Below are 16,537 nucleotides of genomic sequence, written 5' to 3' on the forward strand. Positions count from 1 at the left end.
GGAAGCCGGGATCAGGCGCTGGCGATGATCGTCTCGCCGATCGGACGGCGCATCCGCGGCGCGGTCTCGCCCTGCTGGATGCCTTCGGGCAGTCCCTCGGCGCTGCCGAGGTCGCCGACGGCGATCACGGTCGTCGGCGCGAAGCGCGCGTCGAGGCCGACGAGCTCGCGCACCTTCTCGGGGTCGAAGCCGCTCATCTGGTGCACGTGCAGACCGTCGGAGTGCGCCTGCACCGACAGGTGCGCCACAGCCTGGCCGAGGTCGTAGATCGCGTGGGTGTTGGGCGTGCCGTCTTCAGACGCCGTCTCGGCGATGGCGACGAGCAGCACCGCGGCGTGCGCGGCCCAGGCCTGGTTGAACTCCACCAGCGTCGACACGACCCCGCTGTGCAGCTCGGTGCCGCGGCGCGCGACGATGAAGCGCCAGGGCTGGGAGTTGTACGCCGACGGCGACCAGCGTGCGGCTTCGAGCGCCGAGGCGAGCTTCGCCTCGTCGATCGGAGCGTCAGCGTCGTACGCGCGCGGGCTCCAGCGGTCGGCGAGGACGTCGAGCACCGGGTGCTCGGTCTGGGCGGTGCGGTCGAGGACAGGAGTGCTCATGCTCGATGAGGCCCTTTCAGTGGGGGAGAACGGATTGACTGCGGACCTCATCGTCCATCGAACCCAACTCATGCATGCGAATGCATATTCCCTGCACCCGAAGTCGTTTCTCGACCGAGGCCGGCGAGGTCGGCGAGGCCGCCGTGTCAGCCGCGCAGCGCCTCCGTGAGCTTGACCCGCGATCCCATCCGCAGCAGCGAGTTCTCGTAGATCTTCGCCGCGACGACGATCGCCGCGACGCACGACGCCACGAGGATCACGAGCGACAGCGCTCCCTCCCACCACTGCGCCTCGCCGACGAACATCCGCACCGGCATCGCGACCGGAGCCGAGAACGGCACGTACGACATGATCGTCAGCACCAGCGGGTTGTCGTTGAAGAAGATGACCAGGAAGTACGGCGCCATCACGAGCATCATCAGCGGCATGGTCGTCGATCCGATGTCCTCCTGACGCGACACCATCGCCGCCGCCGCGGCGTAGAGCGACGCGAGCAGCACGAATCCGAACAGGAAGAAGACGGCGAACCAGAGGATGGGGGCGCCGATGCCGCTGAGCACGTCCTCCTGCCCCGTCACGATCAGGCCGACGATCGCGATCACGGCCAGAGCGATGATCTGTCCCATCGCCAGCACGGTGTTGCCGAGCACCTTGCCGGCCAGCAGCGCCCGCGTCGGGATCGCCGAGATGAGCAGCTCGACCACGCGGGTCTGCTTCTCCTCGACCACGCTCTGCGCGATGGTGCCGCCGAAGGTCGATGCGGCGATCAGGAACACCAGCCCGAACCCGAGCGCCACCAGGTAGCGCAGCAGCGGGTCGGTGTCGGCCGGCTGCAGCACCTCGACGGTGGGCGACTGCGACAGCATCATCATGAGACCGGACGGCGCGCTCTCCTTCGCGAGCACCACGTACCCGAATCCGGCCGGGTCGCCGGGAACGAGGGCGGCTTCCACCTCGTCGTTCGAGACGAGCTCTTCGGCAGCCGCACGGTCGGGCACCTCGTGCGCCTCGAGTCCGGGCATCCCCTCGATCACCGCCGCGGTCTCGGGCGTGACGGCGATGGCGTCCGCACTGGGGGCCTTGCTCATGAATCCGCCGAGGAGCACGCCGGCGAGCGCGATCAGCAGCAGGATGCCGGTGGCGATGACGAACGCGCGGCTGCGCAGCTTCGCCATGATCTCCCGCTCGGCGACGAGCCAGACGGCATTGTTCATGAGATGACCTCCTTGAAGATCTGGGCGAGGGACGGATGCTGGGGAGCGAAGCTCGACACGGCTCCGCGATCGATGGCCTCGCGCAGCACACGCTGCGCGGTGTCGGGAGCGTCGACGTCGAACAGTGCCGATCCGCCCTCGAAGTCGATCACCGAGATGCCCGGCTCGGTGCGCAGCCAGCCGGCGTCGCCGCTGGAGTGCAGCTGGTACCGCAGCGTCGAGTGCGCCGAGCGCAGCTCGTCGCGCGAGCCCGCCGCGCGGATCGTGCCCCCGGCGATGATGATCAGGTCGTCGCACAGCCGCTCGACGACGTCGAGCTGGTGCGACGAGAAGAGGATGGCGGCCCCTGCCGCGGCGCGACGCTGCAGCACCTCGGCGACCACGTCGACCGCGAGCGGGTCGAGGCCCGAGAACGGCTCGTCGAGGATGAGCACCTGCGGGTCGTGCACGAGCGCCGCGGCGATCTGCGCCCGCTGCTGGTTGCCCAGTGACAGGGCCTCGATCTTCTCGTCGAGCCGTTCACCGAGCCCGAGCTCTTCGAGCAGCGCGGTGCCGCGCGCCGTGGCGTCGGCCTTGCTGAAGCCGTGCAGCCGGCCGAGGTAGACGACCTGCTCGAGCACCTTCATCTTCGGGTACAGCCCGCGCTCCTCCGGCATGTATCCGAAGCCCTGCCGGTCGTCGGCGGTCGCCGGCCGCCTGTCGAGCGTCACGGTGCCGCCGTCGGAGGCGAGCACGCCGAGGATGATGCGCATGGTGGTCGTCTTGCCCGCGCCGTTGCCGCCGACGAAACCGGTCAGTCGCCCGGGGGCCACGTCGAACCGGACGCCGTCGAGCACCTTGCGCGAGCCGTAGCTCTTGGTGATGCCGTCGAGTCTGAGATAGCTCATGACATCAGGCTAGGGACGACGGGTGCGGTCGGGCATCCCCCTTGCGGCGGATCTGCGACGTCCGTCTACCGGCCGAGGTGCAGCGAGGCGCGGACGATCAGGCCGGCGACGAGGGCCCAGAATGCGGCGCTGATGCCGAGCAGCGCGACGCCGGATGCCGCGACGAGGAACGTCACCACAGCGGGCATCCGCTCGCCGGGGTCGTCGATGGCCTGCTGCACCGCCGAACCGAACGCGCCGAACAGGGCGAGGCCCGCGACGGCGGGGATGACCGCGGCGGGCGCCAGCAGCACCAGCGCCGCGAAGACGGCCGACAGGCCGCCGAGCACGATGTACGAGACGCCCGTCGAGACCCCGGCGATCCACCGGCGAGCAGGGTCGGGCTCCGCGTCGGGCGCCGCGGCGAGGGCGGCGCTGATCGCAGCGAGGTTGATCGCGTGGCCGCCGGCGGTCGCGCCGAGGGCGGTGCCGACCCCGGTGACGAGCATCGCCGGTCGCCACGGCACCTCGTACCCGAAGCTGCGCATCACGGCGATGCCTGGCACGTTCTGCGACGCCATCGTCACGATGAACAGCGGTAGCGCGACGCCGATGATCGACCCGACCGTGAAGGTGGGTGCGGTGAAGGCGAGGGTGGGCAGCAGCACCGCCGGGTCGACGTCGGTTCCGGATGCCGTGATGCCGGCCACCACGACCACCGTCGCGGCCAGGAAGGCCGCGGGCACCGCCCAGCGCGGAGCGAGCCGCGTGACGATGAGCCACGTGAGCACGACGGGCAGCACGCCCCACGGGTTGGCGACGATCCCGGTGATCGGGGCGAGGCAGAGTGGCAGCAGGACCCCCGCGAGCATCGCCTGGGCGATCGACGGCGGGATCGCCGCGATCAGCGCGCCGAGGTGCGGCACGAGGGCGGTGAGCAGGATGAGCGCGGCCACCACGAGGAACGCACCCACGGCGGCCGGCCAGCCGCCGTCGACCACGCTGACCGCGGCGAGCAGAGCCGCGCCCGGGGTCGACCAGGCCGCCGTGATCGGCATACGCAAGCGCCAGGCGAGGATGATGCACGCGGCGCCCATCGTGAGGCTGAGCGCCAGCAGGCCGCTGGCAGCCTGTGCCGGGGTTGCTCCGACCGCGTCGAGCCCGGTGAGCACGACGGCGAACGAGCTGGTGAAGCCGACCAGGGCGGTGACGATCCCCGCGGTGATCGGGCGGGACGCGCGGGGCGTCGCTGCCGCGGTCGGTGCGGCGGTCATCGGGTGAGACCGTGGCGGTGCGCCAGCACGATCGCCTGCACGCGGTCGCGGGCGCCGAGCTTCTGCAGCACCCGCGACACGTGCGTCTTCACGGTCGCCTCGCCGATGAACAGCTCGCGGGCGATCTCGGCGTTGCTGCGGGCGTCGGCCATGAGCGCGAGCACCTCCGACTCCCGGTCGGTGAGCACACCGTGGGCCGCTGAGCCTGCCCCCTGGGCCGCTGAGCTCCCCCCTTGGGTCGCTGAGCCTGCCCCTTGGGTCGCTGAGCCTGCCCCTTGGGTCGCTGAGCCTGCCCCTTGGGTCGCTGAGCTCCCCCCTTGGGTCGCTGAGCCTGCCGAAGCGCCGCCCCCCGACATCGAGAACCTCGACAGCACTCGCCGCGTCACCTCGGGCGCGAGGATCCCTTCGCCCGCCGCGAGCGCACGCACCGCGGTGATCAGCTCTTCAGGCCCGGCGTTCTTCAGCAGGAAGCCCCCGGCCCCGGCATCCAGCGCCTGGAAGAGGTACTCGTCGCGGTCGAAGGTCGTCACGATGGCGATCGACGCGCCGACGGCGGGGTCGGCGACGATGCGCCGAGTCGCCTCGATGCCGTCCATGTCGGGCATCTGCACGTCCATCGTGATGACGTCGGGCTGCAGCTCGGCGGCGAGCCGCACACCCTCGGCTCCGGTCGAAGCCTCGCCGACGACCTCGATGTCGGGCTGGGTGCTGAGAATCGCGCGGAAGCCCGCACGCAGCATCGCGTGGTCGTCGACGAGCAGCACCCGGATCATCGCGTCACCTCCTGCGCGGACGACGCCGCCGGTGCGGTCGGCGCGGGGGCGATCGGCACGGCGACCCGCACCCGCAACCCGCCCTGCGGCCGAGGCTGCAGCTCGATCTCGCCCCCGGATGCCAGGGCGCGTTCGCGCATGCCCAGCTGCCCGAGCCCCGGCCGCAGCACTCCGACGGAGCGGCCGGTGTTCACGATCTCCAGCTCCAGGGCATCCGGATTCCAGCGCAGCCGCACGTCGGCGGTGGCTCCCGCGCCGGCGTGGCGGCGGGCGTTGGTCAGCGCCTCCTGCGCGATCCGGTACAGATTCACGCCGACCGTCGACGACACGGGAACGGGGTCGCCGATCTCGGTGTAGGCGGTGGGCAGCCCGGCATCCGTTGAGGCCTGCGCGAGCTGCTCGATGTCGGCGATCCCGACCGCCGAGGGCTCGTCCTGCCCGTCGTCGCCCGGGTCGCGGAGCGTCTCGAGCAGCTGCCGGAAGTCGCCGATCGCCTCGCGAGAGGCGTGCTCGACTCCCGCGAGCATCCGCTTCGCCTCGTCTGGATCATGGTCGATCATCAGCCGAGCCGCACCGGCCTGCACGCCCATCACCGACACGTGGTGGGCGACGACGTCGTGCAGCTCGCGGGCGATGCGCACCCGGTCGAGGGCCACGGCCTGCGCGGCGGTGATCTCACGCTCGGTCTCGAGTTCGGCGGTGCGCTGCTCGAGCACGAAGCGCTGCGCGGCCGCATGCCACGAGCGCTCGCCGAAGTAGTAGGCGCCGCCGAAGTAGAGCACGTTCACCAGCAGGTTCAGCATCATGAACGCGACGTACGGCGAGAGCAGGCCGGCGGCGACCTCGGCCTTGTCCGCCTCGTTGATCGCATCGCGGTACATCACGATGATCAGCCAGACGAACATGCCGAGGATGATGCCGGCGCGCACGAGGAACGCGCGACGGCGGTCGTTCATCCAGGCGCCCACCGTGTACAGCGCGATGAACATGGCGATGTTGGTGGCGTAGACCTCGGGGATGTGCAGGGTCACGCTGGTGAACATGACCACCGCGATGATCACGGCCACCAGACCCGGGTACCGACGGCGCATGCTGAGCGGTGCCGAGACGCCCACCGCGACGAGCAGGGCCCACCACAGGGGTGCCTGCTCGTCGCGGTAGAGACCGGAGATGCTCGACAGGGCGGCGCTGATGACCGCGCCGACCAGCATGACCACGGCGAGCAGCAGGTCCTGCCGCCGATCGCGGTCGGTCGGGGTGCGGGTGAAGGCGGCGGGCGCGGGCATCTCTCCAACTTACGGACGAGCGGATGCCCGGGCATCCCCCGCAGGACGGATGGGCGGGCTGGGGCGGAGCGGGTCAGTTCCCCGCAGGACGGATGGGGCGGGCTGACGCCGGCTGGTCAGTCGTTGCGGTCGGGAAGCAGATCCGCGACGGACTGCACGATCTCGTCGGGGCGGAACGGGAACCGCTCGATGTCGGACGGGTCGCTGATGCCGGTCATCACCAGCACGGTGTGCAGGCCCGCCTCGATGCCGGCGACGATGTCGGTGTCCATGCGGTCGCCGATCATCCCGGTCGTCTCGGAGTGCGCCCCGATCTTGTTCAGCGCCGAGCGGAACATCATCGGGTTCGGCTTACCGACCACGTACGGCTCGCGCCCCGTCGCCTTGGTGATCAGCGCCGCGATCGCTCCGGTGGCGGGCAGCGGGCCCTCGGCGCTGGGGCCGGTGGCGTCGGGGTTGGTGACGATGAAGCGCGCGCCGGCTCCGATGAGCCGGATCGCCTTGGTGATCGCCTCGAACGAGTAGTTGCGGGTCTCGCCGACCACGACGAAGTCCGGACGCGTCTCGGTCATGATGAAGCCGGCATCGTGCAGGGCGGTGTGCAGGCCGGCCTCGCCGATCACGAAGGCCGAGCCGCCCGGCAGCTGCTGGGCGAGGAAGTCGGCGGTGGCGAGCGCCGAGGTCCAGATCCGCTCCTCGGGCACGTGCAGGCCGCTGGCCCGCAGGCGGGCCGAGAGGTCGCGCGCGGTGAAGATCGAGTTGTTCGTGAGCACGAGGTAGGGGATGCCGTCGCGTTCCCACCCGGCGAGCAGCTCGGCTGCACCGGGGATCGCGTCGTTCTCGTGCACGAGAACGCCGTCCATGTCGGTCAGCCAGCATTCGATCTCAGAGCGGTCAGCCATGGCATCAGGGTATCGGCAGGCCGCGGGCGCCGCAGGCTGATCGCCGATCGGGGTTTCGCGCAGCCGCAGACGGGCGCATGATCAGCATCATGAACGGACGCATCATCATCGATCTGTTCACCACGCTCGACGGGGTGGCTCAGGCGCCGGGCGGGCCCGAGGAGGATCCGAGCGACGACTTCCCGTTCGGCGGGTGGCAGGCGGGATACCCGAGTGAGGCCGTCGGCGAGAGCGTCACGGCGAGGATGCAGACCCTCGACGCGCTGCTGCTGGGGCGCCGCACCTACGACATCTTCGCCGGGTACTGGCCGCAGCACACCGACGGCCCCGAGGGGTGGATCGGGCAGCTGTTCGACCGGGTGCCGAAGTACGTCGCGTCGAGGGATGCCGCCCTCGGGCTCGACTGGCAGGGCTCGACCCGCATCGGCGACGACCTGCCGGCAGAGATCGCGGCGCTGCGCGAGAGACATCGTGACGTGCACGTCATCGGCAGCGTCGATCTCGTGCAGACCCTGCTGGCCGAGCAGCTCTACGACGAGCTGCAGCTGTGGGTGTACCCGGTCGTGCTCGGGCGGGGCAAGAAGGTGTTCCCCGATGGTGCGACCCCGCACAACATGCGCCTGCTCAGCGCCGAGGCCGGCGACGGCGGCGCCGTGCTGCTGCGCTATGCACCCGAGCCGGGCGCGGTGCGCACCGGCACGATGGGGGTGTAGCCGCCGGCCGGTCAGCCGCGCAGCATCCGCTCGATCACGCGTGCGACGCCGTCGTCGGCGTTCGCTTCGGTGACCTCGTCGGCGGCATCGCGCACGACGTCGATCGCGTTGCCCATCGCGACGCCGTGCCCCGCCCATTGCAGCATCTCGAGGTCGTTGAGTGCGTCGCCGAACGCGAGCACCTCATGCGCCTCGACGCCGAGCCGTTCGCACACCTGAGCGAGCCCGGTCGCCTTGGTCACGCCCTGCGCCATCACCTCGACGAACGGCGCACCCGACAGGGTCGCCGCGAAGCCGGTCAGCCCGAGCGCGTTCAGCGCGTCGAAGATCTCATCGATCGGCACGGACGCGTGCCGGATCACGAGTTTGAGGCTGGGCGAGCCGACCACCTCGTCGAGTGCGACGCCGCCCATCGCTTCGGGGTCGCGCTTGTGGTCGCTCAGCTGGGCGAGCGCGGCGTACCCGTGCTGGGCGACGAACCCCTCGCCGGCGTCGCGCACGCTCGCGAAGACGAGATCCGGGATGCTCTCGAGCAGCGCCCGCGCCAGCTCGCCCTGCACGTCGGCGGGGATCTCCTCGGCGAACAGGTGCTCCTGCGTCGACAGGTGCAGGCCGTAGGCGCCGTTGCCGCACAGCGCCCACGAGTCGAAGCCCGCCTGCTCGGCGATCGGCCGCAGCCCGATCGGCTGGCGCGCGGTGACCGGGATCGTCTCGATCCCGGCATCCCGAGCAGCGTCGAGCGCCGCCCGCGTGCGCGGCGACACCCTGCCCGACTCGTCGAGCAGGGTGCCGTCGAGATCGGTCGCGATGAGCCGGATGCCCGCGATGGGGCCCTGAGCCTGTCGAAGCAGCTTGCCCTGAGCCTGTCGAAGCAGCTTGCCCTGAGCCTGTCGAAGGGTCACGCGAAGATCATCGGCATGTCGCCGTCGTCGTCACTGCCGCCGAAATCGAGGTCGACGACGACGGGCACGTGGTCGCTGGGCTGCTCGCCCTTGCGCTCGTTGCGGTGGATCGATGCGCCGGTGACGGCATCGGCGAGGGTCTTCGAGCCGAGCACGAAGTCGATGCGGATGCCCTCGTTGCGGGGGAACTTGAGGCGCTGGTAGTCCCAGTAGGTGAACCCCTCGGGAAGCAGCGGGCGCACGACGTCGGTGACGCCCGCCGACTCGAGGGCGAAGAACGCCTCGCGCTCGGGCGGCGACACGTGCGTCGAGACCCCCTGCACGATGGCCGGGTCGCCGTTGTCGTGGTCGAACGGGATGATGTTGAAGTCGCCGACCAGGGCGAGCGGCAGGTTCGGATCCGCGGCGAGCTCGGCCGCGGTCGCCGTGCGCAGGGCTTCGAGCCAGTGCAGCTTGTAGTGGTAGTGCTCGTCGTTCAGCGAGCGGCCGTTCGGCACGTACAGGCTCCACACCCGAACGCCGTCGACCATCACGCCCAGAGCGCGCGCCTCGAGCGGGGCGTCCGGACCCTCATGTCCCTTCGCGAAGCCCGGCTGCCCGGCGAACGACGTGCGCACGTCGGTCATCGGCAGACGGCTCGCGATCGCGACACCGTTCCACTGGTTGAAGCCGTGCACCTCGACCTGGTAGCCGGCCTCTTCGAACGGCTCGTACGGGAACTGCTCGGGCTTGCACTTGATCTCCTGGAGCGCGAGCACGTCGACGTCCTCACGGACGGCGAAGTCGACGGTGCGCGCGACGCGGGTGCGGATCGAGTTGATGTTCCAGGTGGCCAGACGCATGCATCCAGCCTATTCGCCGGCGGCCGACAGGCGCCGTCGGCGGCTACCGCTCCGCAGGGTCTCCCGTGCCGATCAGCACGCCGCGGGCGAGCGTGTGGAAGTGCCGGTTGAAGCCGAGCACCGCCGGCGTCGACCCGGGTTCGAGATCGAGGTGGTCGACGTCGAGGGCGTCGACGACGAAGAAGTAGCGGTGCACGCCCGTTCCGGCCGGGGGAGCGGCCCCGATGAAGCGCTCCGTGCGGGCCTCGTTCGGCAGCACGATCGCGCCCGCGGGAAGCTCCGCCGCGGTGCCGTCGCCGCTGTCGAGGCGGCGCACGTCGGGCGGGAGGTCGTAGGCGGCCCAGTGCCAGAAGCCGGATCCGGTGGGAGCGTCGGGGTCGAAGCACGAGACGGCGAAGCTGAGGGTGCCGGCGGGCGGGTCGGACCACTCCAGGGTGGGATGGCGGTCTTCTCCCGCCCGATCCGACGACCACGCGAAGCCGGGAAGCGGCCCGCCTGCGGTGAAGTCTGGGCTGGTCAGCTCGAGCGGTGCGACCGGTCGCAGCGCGGCGAGTTCGGCATAGGGATCGTACGAGAACATGTGTGACCTCCGCGTCCCACGCTAGGGGAGGAAGGAGCATCGGGCCAGGTGCCGAGCGGTGAATACACTGGATGCCGTGACCCACCTCGCCGAAGACCGCCAGGCCCTGCTCGATCTCATCAAGGACGAGGCCGTGTTCCACGGCGACTTCACCCTCTCGAGCGGCAAGAAGGCGACGTACTACGTCGACATGCGCAAGCTGACCCTCGACCACCGCGCCGCCCCCGCGATCGGGCGCATCATGCTCGACCTGATCAAGGACTTCGATATCGCCGCAGTGGGTGGTCTGACGCTGGGCGCCGATCCCATCGCGAACTCGGTCATGCACGCGTCGGTGGCATCCGATCGCCCGCTCGACGCGTTCGTCGTGCGCAAGGAGCCGAAGGACCACGGCCGCGGCCGCCAGGTCGAGGGCGCTGACGTCTCGGGCAAGCGCGTCATCGTGCTGGAGGACACCTCGACCACCGGACAGTCGGCGCTGAAGGCCGTCGAGGTGCTGCGTCGCGAGGGCGCCGAGGTGCTCGCGGTCGCCGTGATCGTCGACCGCAAGACCGGTGCTCAGGCCGCGATCGAGGCCGAGGGCCTGCAGTGGCTCGCCGCCTACGACCTCGACGACCTGGGCCTCGACCCGCAGTAGCCCGCGTCTCCCCGTAACGCGTCCCCGTCAGCGCGTCATGTCAGCGCGCCACATTGACATTCCGGGGGCCGACACTCCAGATGTCGGACGCTTTCGCAGGATCGGTCCGACATCTGGAGTGTCGGCCCCCGATTCGTATCCGGTGGGGTGGGGACGCCGTCAGGGGCGCGTGCCGACCGCCGCGTCGGCGACCAGCTTCGCGATGCGGGATGCCCGGGTCTCGGCGCGCTTCGCCATCGCGAGGTTCGTGAGGCCGAGCTTCTTCGCCGACGGCGGGAAGGCGTCCCAGTTCTCGCGCGCGGCGGGCACGGCATCCAGCGCCGCGGCGAGGTCGTCGGGCTCGATCCCGGCCTCAGGGCCGTCGAGCACGCTCCACGATCCGTCTGCCTTCGCCGCCTCGATCACGCGGATGCCCGCCGGCGCGAGCATCCCGGCGGCTTCGAGCTCGGCGATGCGCGCCTTGTTCGTGGCCGCCCATCCGCTGCCGCGCCGGCGAGGTGAGAACCACTGCCCGATGCTGCCGTCGTCGAACGTGCGCACCGGCCCGTCGATCCAGCCGAAGCAGAGCGCCTGACGCACGGCGTCGTCGTACGAGATGCCGTTCTGGTCGCGACGCCGCACGTGCAGCAGCCACACCCCTGTGGCGGTCTCGTGGTGCTCGGCCATCCAGGCGCGCCACTGCGCAGCATCCGCCGCCGTCACCCGCTCGCCGTCATCGAGAGCTCCCATCCGGTCAGCATAAGTGCGCCCCGGATGCTCGGGATGCCCCGTTCTCGACTTGGCAACGTTTTCATGCCACCCTGCCAACTATGGCGATCGATGGCGATGGAAGTGCCGAGGTGACGGGGCGGCCGACCATGAAGGACGTCGCAGCCCGAGCGCGCGTGGGTTTGTCCACGGTGTCGCGCGTGGTGGCGGGGAAAGACGGCGTCAGCCGCTCCAAGCGGCAGTCGGTCGAGCGCGCCATCGCCGAGCTCGGGTACAGCCGCAACGACTTCGCGCACACGCTGCGCACCGGATCCGCGCGCACGATCGGCGTCGCGGTGACGCGGATCTCGGATCCGTTCTACTCGCAGATCGTCGGAGCGGTGGAGGCGCGTGCGCAGGAGCGCGACCTGCTGGTGCTGGTCGCTTCGGCCGGCGAGGGAGCCGCCGAGGGCGAGCGCGTGCTGCGGCGCGTGCTCAGCCGCAGGCTCGACGGGCTCATCGTGGTCGCGCCCGAGGAGGCCGATCTGGCATTCCTCGCCCCCGAGCGCGCCGTCGGCACCCCGATCGTGTTCGTCGACCGTCCCCCGCGCGGCATGCACGCCGACGTCGTGCTCGTCGACAACGAGCGCGGCGCCGGCGACGCGGTGCGGCACCTGGTGCGCTCGGGCCACCGCAGCATCGCGTGCATCGCGCACATCTCGGGACGCTTCACCTCCGAGCGGCGTCAGGCGGGCTTCCGCCGCGGCGTGCGGGAGAGCGGTCTGCCCGACCGACCCGAGCTCATCGTCGAGGTCGAGGACGAGGTCGAAGCATGCGTCGAGGCGCTGCGCGAGCTGTTCTCGCTGCCGGATCCGCCGACCGCGTTGTTCACCACCAACAGTCGCACCACCAAGGCAGTCCTCGGAGCACTGCGCCTGATCGGCACGCATCCGGCGCTGGTCGGCTTCGACGACTTCGAGCTCGCCGAGCTGCTCTCGCCGCCGGTGACGACCATCGCCCAGGACCCCGCGATGATCGGCGCCGCCGCGGCGGATCTGCTCTTCGACCGCATCGCCGGGCTCGCCGGCCCCGAGCGGCACATCGTGCTGGGCACGCGGCTGATCACTCGCGGCTCCGGCGAGCAGCCGCCGGATGTTGCGGGGTTGTGACTGCACGCTGTTGCTTTTGGCAACGTTTTCAGTTTCTATGTCAGGAGAGCCGCGGAGCTCCGCGGGCCACAGTTCCAATGGAGGATCACATGCGCAAAGCACTTGCAGCAGTCGCTGGTCTCGCCGCAGTCGGTCTGGCGCTCGCCGGATGCTCGGGCGGCGCAGACAACGGCAACGCCGGCGGGTCGAACGACGACAGCCAGGTCGAGGTGTTCACGTGGTGGGCCGCCGGGTCTGAGAAGGCCGGTCTCGACGCGCTCGTCAAGGTGTTCGACGAGCAGTTCCCGAACACCGAGTTCGTCAACGCGGCCGTCGCCGGCGGCGCCGGATCGAACGCCAAGAACGCGCTCGCCTCGCGACTGAAGGCCAACAACCCGCCGGACTCGTTCCAGGCGCACGCCGGCGCCGAGCTCACCGACTACATCGAGGCCGACAAGCTCGAGGACCTCAGCTCGTTCTACAAAGACAACGGTCTGAACGACGTCTTCCCATCGACCCTGCTCGACCGGCTGACCGTCGACGGCAAGATCTACTCGGTGCCCAGCAACATCCACCGCGCCAACGTCGTGTGGCTGAACACCTCGGTGCTCACCGACGCCGGCATCGACCCCACCAAGGCGCCCGCCGATCTGGACGCCTGGCTCGCCGACATGGAGACCCTGAAGGCGAACGGCGTCGAGACCCCGCTCTCGGTCGCCACCGACTGGACCCAGGTGCAGCTGTTCGAGAACGTGCTGCTGTCGGTGCTCGGCGCCGACGGCTACTCGGGGCTGTGGGACGGCTCGACCAAGTTCGATGACGCCAAGGTGACCAAGGCGATCGACTACTACTCGAAGCTGCTCTCGTTCGCCAACACCGACGGCACCGGTCAGGACTGGCCGGTAGCGACCGACATGGTCATCGACGGCACCGCCGCCTACAACGTGATGGGCGACTGGGCGCTGGCGCAGTTCGACGCCAAGGGCAAGGTCTACGGCACCGACTACACCACCTGGCCCACCCCCGGCACCGACGGAACGTTCGACTTCCTCGCCGACTCCTTCACCCTTACGGTCGGTGCCCCGCACGCCGGCGGCGCGAAGAACTGGCTGAAGACGATCAGCTCGGCCGAGGGCCAGAAGGCGTTCAACCTCGCCAAGGGCTCGATCCCCGCGCGCACCGACGCCGACCCGGCCGACTACCCCGAGTACCAGCAGGGTGCGATCGCCTCGTTCTCCGAGGACACCGTGGTCAGCTCGCTGGCGCACGGCGCCGCCGTGAAGGTGTCGTGGCTGAACGACGTCACCTCCGCGATCGGCCAGTTCGTCTCGACCAGCGATGCGAAGACGCTGCAGGACGCGCTGGTCCAGGCGCAGACCAAGGCGCTCGGCTAGAGCGCATCCGATCCATCTGCGGGGCGGCGTGACGGCGCCGCCCCGCACCCATCTGCCGCGTCAAGGAGGACACGATGCGCAAAGGCATTCGCAACTGGGGCCCGCCCCTGCTGCTGATCTCACCCACGATCGTGCTGCTGGGCGTCTTCGTCTACATCCTCATCGGCGTGAACTTCTCGACGGCCATGACCAAGGACTCGGCGCTGAGCGCATCGGAGTTCGTCGGTCTGCAGAACTTCGTCGACCTGCTCACCGAGCCGCGCTTCCTGCACTCGCTGGCCAACCTCGGCATCTTCACCGTGTTCTTCATGGTCGGCACGATGCTGTTCGGTTTCCTCTGGGCGTGGATGCTCGACAAGGGCGTCACCGCCGAAGGCGCGTTCCGCTCGATCTATCTCTTCCCGATGGCCGTCTCGTTCGTGGCATCCGGTGTCGTGTGGCGCTGGCTGCTCAGCTCGGCGACCGGCGACCGCGCCTCGGGCCTGAACCGCCTGCTCGACTCGATCGGACTCGGAGCCCTGCAGAACGACTGGTACAACCAGCCGGGGTGGGGCATGGCCGCCATGGCGATGCCCGCGATCTGGCAGCTCGCCGGATACGTGATGGCGCTGTTCCTGGCCGGGTTCCGCGGCGTGCCCGAAGAGCTGCGCGAAGCCGCCCGCATGGACGGCGCCAGTGAATGGAAGCTGTACCGGCACGTGGTCTTCCCGCAGCTGAGCCCGGTGGCGCTGTCGGCGCTCGTCATCGTCGCGCACATGTCTCTGAAGGTGTTCGACCTGATCATGGCGATCACCGGCCCGGTGTACGTCACCGAGGTGCCGGCCACCTACATGTGGGTCGCGCTCACCGGCGGCGAGTACGGCAAGGCATCCGCCATCGCGACGGTACTGCTGCTGCTGGTGTGCATCTTCATCGTCCCCTATCTGATCTCCACGGCCCGTGCCGAGAGGAAGGTGCGCAAGTGACCGTCGCAACCGGCATCGAACGCCGCACCACCCCTGCCTCGACCATCCCCACCGCGCACAAGGGCCGCGCGCGGCTCGGCCGCACGGCCAAGTACGCCGCCCTGCTGCTCTTCGTCGTCATCGTGCTGATGCCGGTGTACGTGCTGGTCGTGACCAGCCTCAAGCCGCCGTCCGACGTGAGCGCCGCAAGCTCCTGGGCGCTGCCGTCGCTGTGGCCGTGGCAGACCGACGCCGACGGAGCCACCGGCTTCGGCAACTGGGCCGACGCGTGGGACTACCTCTCGGCGTCGCTCGGGCGCACCTTCCTGCTGGCGATTCCCGCGGCGCTCATCTCGGCCATGCTCGGCTCGATGAACGGCTTCGTGCTCTCGCGCTGGCGGTTCCCGTACGCGAATGTCGTGTTCACCCTGATCCTGTTCGGCATGTTCATCCCGTACCAGGCGATCATGGTGCCGCTGGTGCAGATGAAGACGTCGCTGGGCATGCCGAGCAACATCGCGACGCTGCTGATCGTGCACATCATCTACGGCCTGCCGATCTGCACGCTGATCTTCCGCAACTACTACGAGGGCGTGCCCGAAGAGCTGATGGAGGCCTCGCGCGTCGACGGTGCGGGCATGCTCGCCTCGTACTGGCGCATCATCCTGCCGCTGTCGCTGCCCGGGTTCGTCGTGACGATCATCTGGCAGTTCACGTCAGCCTGGAACGACTACCTGTTCGCGCTGTTCCTCTCGGATGCCAATCAGGGGCCCGTCTCGCTGTCGCTGGTCAACCTGTCGCAGGGCGCTCAGCTGTCGAACTACGGCGCCTCGATGGCCGGCGCGCTGATCGCGTCGCTGCCGACGCTGCTGGTCTACATCATCCTCGGCAAGTACTTCATCGGCGGTCTGATGAGCGGTTCAGTCAAGTCCTGAGCTCGGCAGGGCGGGGTGCGGCGCCGGCCGCGCCCCGGATGCCCGAGGGGGCGTCAGCGGCGCGGCCCGCGGGGGCGCTCGTCGTCGTGCCAGGGGCCCTCGTACCACTCGCCGCGGTTGTCTTTCTTGCGCGGCTTGAGCAGCTGGATCGTGAAGAGCGTCAACGACGCGAGTCCGATGCTGATCAGCACCAGGAACAGCATGTCGCTCTGGTTCATCTCGATACCTCCGTGGTCAGCCTAGGCTGAGCCAGACCGCGTCCGCCGCCCCATCGGGCAGATCGGCTGGCGCGGTGATCGCGACGCCGACGCTCACCCCCGCGTCCTCCAGTTGCTGCAGCAGCTCGGGGTCGCGATCGCTCACGCGCAGCACGCGGCCGACGTGCCCGGCGGGTGCGTCGCCGAGCAGCACGAACGGCTCGCGCACCACGTGGCCGTTCGCGTCGGGGATCGCGTCGCCGTGCGGGTCGAAGCGCGGGCGCCCGAGGCGCTCGTCGACGGCATCCAGCAGCCGGTCGCTGATCGTGTGCTCGAGCACTTCGGCCTCGTCGTGCACCTCATGCCACGCGTAGCCGAACTCGCCCACCAGCCACGTCTCGATCAGCCGGTGCCGCCGCAGCATCTGCAGGGCGCGCTCGCGCCCGGCATCCGTCAGCTTCACCGCGCCGTACGGCACGTGCGAGACGAGGCCGGCTGCGGCGAGCTTCTTCACCATCTCGGTGACGCTCGACGGGGCGATGCCGAGGGCCGCGGCGAGCTGCGACGGGGTGATCGGCGCGTCCTGCCACTCGGTGTGCGCGTACACCGTCTTGAGGTAGTCGTCGAAGGCGGGGGATGCCATG

Annotated in this window: 19 protein-coding genes; 6 read left to right on the forward strand and 13 right to left on the reverse strand. The window is 69.9% G+C overall.

The features are described 5' to 3' along the window. Nucleotides 1-11: 11 nt before the first annotated feature. The 7 genes from ACWIDW_RS05945 to ACWIDW_RS05975 form a co-directional block, all read right to left on the reverse strand. Nucleotides 12-599: a nitroreductase family protein gene (locus ACWIDW_RS05945; RefSeq protein ID WP_454123730.1), complete on the reverse strand. Its 588-nt coding sequence runs from the start codon at nucleotides 597-599 to the stop codon at nucleotides 12-14. A gap of 146 nt (nucleotides 600-745) precedes the next feature. Next, nucleotides 746-1,813: an ABC transporter permease gene (locus tag ACWIDW_RS05950; RefSeq protein ID WP_454123732.1), complete on the reverse strand. Its 1,068-nt coding sequence runs from the start codon at nucleotides 1,811-1,813 to the stop codon at nucleotides 746-748. Beyond that, complete coding sequence (locus ACWIDW_RS05955) at nucleotides 1,810-2,700, reverse strand: ABC transporter ATP-binding protein (protein ID WP_454123734.1); 891 nt, start codon at nucleotides 2,698-2,700, stop codon at nucleotides 1,810-1,812. The genes ACWIDW_RS05950 and ACWIDW_RS05955 overlap by 4 nt, the downstream gene beginning before the upstream one ends. 65 nt (nucleotides 2,701-2,765) lie before the next feature. Further along, nucleotides 2,766-3,953: a benzoate/H(+) symporter BenE family transporter gene (locus ACWIDW_RS05960; protein ID WP_454123736.1), complete on the reverse strand. Its 1,188-nt coding sequence runs from the start codon at nucleotides 3,951-3,953 to the stop codon at nucleotides 2,766-2,768. After that, entirely contained in the window at nucleotides 3,950-4,726 is a 777-nt protein-coding gene (locus tag ACWIDW_RS05965) for a response regulator (RefSeq protein WP_454123738.1), read from the reverse strand. Before ACWIDW_RS05965 ends, ACWIDW_RS05960 begins: the two co-directional genes overlap by 4 nt. Next, nucleotides 4,723-6,012, reverse strand: coding sequence for a histidine kinase (locus ACWIDW_RS05970; protein WP_454123740.1), 1,290 nt, complete (start codon nucleotides 6,010-6,012; stop codon nucleotides 4,723-4,725). The genes ACWIDW_RS05965 and ACWIDW_RS05970 overlap by 4 nt, the downstream gene beginning before the upstream one ends. A 116-nt stretch (nucleotides 6,013-6,128) precedes the next feature. After that, on the reverse strand, nucleotides 6,129-6,914 hold the full coding sequence (locus ACWIDW_RS05975; RefSeq protein WP_454123742.1) for an HAD-IIA family hydrolase: 786 nt from the start codon (nucleotides 6,912-6,914) through the stop codon (nucleotides 6,129-6,131). An 89-nt stretch (nucleotides 6,915-7,003) separates the two neighbouring features. Between ACWIDW_RS05975 and ACWIDW_RS05980 the strand changes: the two genes are divergently transcribed. Beyond that, entirely contained in the window at nucleotides 7,004-7,627 is a 624-nt protein-coding gene (locus ACWIDW_RS05980) for a dihydrofolate reductase family protein (RefSeq protein ID WP_454123744.1), read from the forward strand. 11 nt (nucleotides 7,628-7,638) lie between these two features. Here ACWIDW_RS05980 and ACWIDW_RS05985 read toward each other — a convergent pair whose 3' ends face one another. From ACWIDW_RS05985 to ACWIDW_RS05995, 3 genes are read right to left on the reverse strand one after another with little or no spacing between them, the layout of a single operon-like run. Further along, the gene (locus ACWIDW_RS05985) at nucleotides 7,639-8,529 is read right to left on the reverse strand and encodes a Cof-type HAD-IIB family hydrolase (protein WP_454123746.1); all 891 of its coding nucleotides are present in this window, start codon (nucleotides 8,527-8,529) and stop codon (nucleotides 7,639-7,641) included. Beyond that, the gene (locus tag ACWIDW_RS05990; RefSeq protein WP_454123748.1) at nucleotides 8,526-9,371 is read right to left on the reverse strand and encodes an exodeoxyribonuclease III; all 846 of its coding nucleotides are present in this window, start codon (nucleotides 9,369-9,371) and stop codon (nucleotides 8,526-8,528) included. Before ACWIDW_RS05990 ends, ACWIDW_RS05985 begins: the two co-directional genes overlap by 4 nt. Nucleotides 9,372-9,414: 43 nt before the next feature. Beyond that, nucleotides 9,415-9,951 (reverse strand): YbhB/YbcL family Raf kinase inhibitor-like protein, encoded by a 537-nt coding sequence (locus tag ACWIDW_RS05995; RefSeq protein WP_454123750.1) that lies wholly within the window; start codon nucleotides 9,949-9,951, stop codon nucleotides 9,415-9,417. A gap of 76 nt (nucleotides 9,952-10,027) precedes the next feature. Here ACWIDW_RS05995 and pyrE point away from each other — a divergent pair, with 76 nt between their 5' ends. Continuing rightward, nucleotides 10,028-10,588, forward strand: coding sequence for an orotate phosphoribosyltransferase (pyrE, locus tag ACWIDW_RS06000; protein WP_454123751.1), 561 nt, complete (start codon nucleotides 10,028-10,030; stop codon nucleotides 10,586-10,588). Between the two features lie 159 nt (nucleotides 10,589-10,747). Here the strand turns inward: pyrE and ACWIDW_RS06005 are convergent, their stop codons facing one another. Next, nucleotides 10,748-11,317 carry a YdeI/OmpD-associated family protein gene (locus tag ACWIDW_RS06005; protein ID WP_454123752.1) on the reverse strand — a complete coding sequence of 190 codons (570 nt, stop codon included), beginning with the start codon at nucleotides 11,315-11,317 and terminating at the stop codon, nucleotides 10,748-10,750. A gap of 128 nt (nucleotides 11,318-11,445) precedes the next feature. Here ACWIDW_RS06005 and ACWIDW_RS06010 point away from each other — a divergent pair, with 128 nt between their 5' ends. The 4 genes from ACWIDW_RS06010 to ACWIDW_RS06025 all read left to right on the forward strand — a co-directional run bounded on the left by ACWIDW_RS06010 (nucleotide 11,446) and on the right by ACWIDW_RS06025 (nucleotide 15,696). Then, nucleotides 11,446-12,444: a LacI family DNA-binding transcriptional regulator gene (locus tag ACWIDW_RS06010; RefSeq protein WP_454123754.1), complete on the forward strand. Its 999-nt coding sequence runs from the start codon at nucleotides 11,446-11,448 to the stop codon at nucleotides 12,442-12,444. Between the two features lie 89 nt (nucleotides 12,445-12,533). Beyond that, nucleotides 12,534-13,817 (forward strand): ABC transporter substrate-binding protein, encoded by a 1,284-nt coding sequence (locus ACWIDW_RS06015; RefSeq protein ID WP_454123756.1) that lies wholly within the window; start codon nucleotides 12,534-12,536, stop codon nucleotides 13,815-13,817. Nucleotides 13,818-13,891: 74 nt separating this feature from the next. Further along, the gene (locus tag ACWIDW_RS06020; protein ID WP_454123758.1) at nucleotides 13,892-14,782 is read left to right on the forward strand and encodes a carbohydrate ABC transporter permease; all 891 of its coding nucleotides are present in this window, start codon (nucleotides 13,892-13,894) and stop codon (nucleotides 14,780-14,782) included. Then, nucleotides 14,779-15,696: a carbohydrate ABC transporter permease gene (locus tag ACWIDW_RS06025; protein ID WP_454123760.1), complete on the forward strand. Its 918-nt coding sequence runs from the start codon at nucleotides 14,779-14,781 to the stop codon at nucleotides 15,694-15,696. Before ACWIDW_RS06020 ends, ACWIDW_RS06025 begins: the two co-directional genes overlap by 4 nt. 53 nt (nucleotides 15,697-15,749) lie before the next feature. On the opposite strand, the gene ACWIDW_RS06030 is transcribed toward ACWIDW_RS06025, so the two are convergent. Together ACWIDW_RS06030 and ACWIDW_RS06035 are read right to left on the reverse strand one after the other, a co-directional pair. Continuing rightward, nucleotides 15,750-15,914, reverse strand: coding sequence for a hypothetical protein (locus ACWIDW_RS06030; protein ID WP_454123762.1), 165 nt, complete (start codon nucleotides 15,912-15,914; stop codon nucleotides 15,750-15,752). 16 nt (nucleotides 15,915-15,930) lie between these two features. Beyond that, nucleotides 15,931-16,536 carry a metal-dependent transcriptional regulator gene (locus tag ACWIDW_RS06035; protein WP_454123764.1) on the reverse strand — a complete coding sequence of 202 codons (606 nt, stop codon included), beginning with the start codon at nucleotides 16,534-16,536 and terminating at the stop codon, nucleotides 15,931-15,933. Between the last annotated feature and the right edge of the window lies 1 nt (nucleotide 16,537).

The sequence above is a fragment of the Microbacterium sp. NPDC055312 genome (assembly GCF_053645675.1).

Excerpts from the sequence above, each read along its gene's own strand:
- ACWIDW_RS05965 (WP_454123738.1), bottom strand. The coding sequence starts at position 4,726 with ATGATCCGGGTGCTGCTCGTCGACGACCACGCGATGCTGCGTGCGGGC.
- ACWIDW_RS06020 (WP_454123758.1), top strand. The coding sequence starts at position 13,892 with ATGCGCAAAGGCATTCGCAACTGGGGCCCGCCCCTGCTGCTGATCTCA.
- ACWIDW_RS06005 (WP_454123752.1), bottom strand. The coding sequence starts at position 11,317 with ATGGGAGCTCTCGATGACGGCGAGCGGGTGACGGCGGCGGATGCTGCG.
- ACWIDW_RS05995 (WP_454123750.1), bottom strand. The coding sequence starts at position 9,951 with ATGTTCTCGTACGATCCCTATGCCGAACTCGCCGCGCTGCGACCGGTC.
- ACWIDW_RS06015 (WP_454123756.1), top strand. The coding sequence starts at position 12,534 with ATGCGCAAAGCACTTGCAGCAGTCGCTGGTCTCGCCGCAGTCGGTCTG.
- ACWIDW_RS05960 (WP_454123736.1), bottom strand. The coding sequence starts at position 3,953 with ATGACCGCCGCACCGACCGCGGCAGCGACGCCCCGCGCGTCCCGCCCG.
- ACWIDW_RS05950 (WP_454123732.1), bottom strand. The coding sequence starts at position 1,813 with ATGAACAATGCCGTCTGGCTCGTCGCCGAGCGGGAGATCATGGCGAAG.
- ACWIDW_RS05980 (WP_454123744.1), top strand. The coding sequence starts at position 7,004 with ATGAACGGACGCATCATCATCGATCTGTTCACCACGCTCGACGGGGTG.
- ACWIDW_RS05990 (WP_454123748.1), bottom strand. The coding sequence starts at position 9,371 with ATGCGTCTGGCCACCTGGAACATCAACTCGATCCGCACCCGCGTCGCG.
- ACWIDW_RS05945 (WP_454123730.1), bottom strand. The coding sequence starts at position 599 with ATGAGCACTCCTGTCCTCGACCGCACCGCCCAGACCGAGCACCCGGTG.
- ACWIDW_RS05955 (WP_454123734.1), bottom strand. The coding sequence starts at position 2,700 with ATGAGCTATCTCAGACTCGACGGCATCACCAAGAGCTACGGCTCGCGC.
- ACWIDW_RS06030 (WP_454123762.1), bottom strand. The coding sequence starts at position 15,914 with ATGAACCAGAGCGACATGCTGTTCCTGGTGCTGATCAGCATCGGACTC.
- ACWIDW_RS05970 (WP_454123740.1), bottom strand. The coding sequence starts at position 6,012 with ATGCCCGCGCCCGCCGCCTTCACCCGCACCCCGACCGACCGCGATCGG.
- ACWIDW_RS05975 (WP_454123742.1), bottom strand. The coding sequence starts at position 6,914 with ATGGCTGACCGCTCTGAGATCGAATGCTGGCTGACCGACATGGACGGC.
- ACWIDW_RS06035 (WP_454123764.1), bottom strand. The coding sequence starts at position 16,536 with ATGGCATCCCCCGCCTTCGACGACTACCTCAAGACGGTGTACGCGCAC.
- ACWIDW_RS06010 (WP_454123754.1), top strand. The coding sequence starts at position 11,446 with ATGAAGGACGTCGCAGCCCGAGCGCGCGTGGGTTTGTCCACGGTGTCG.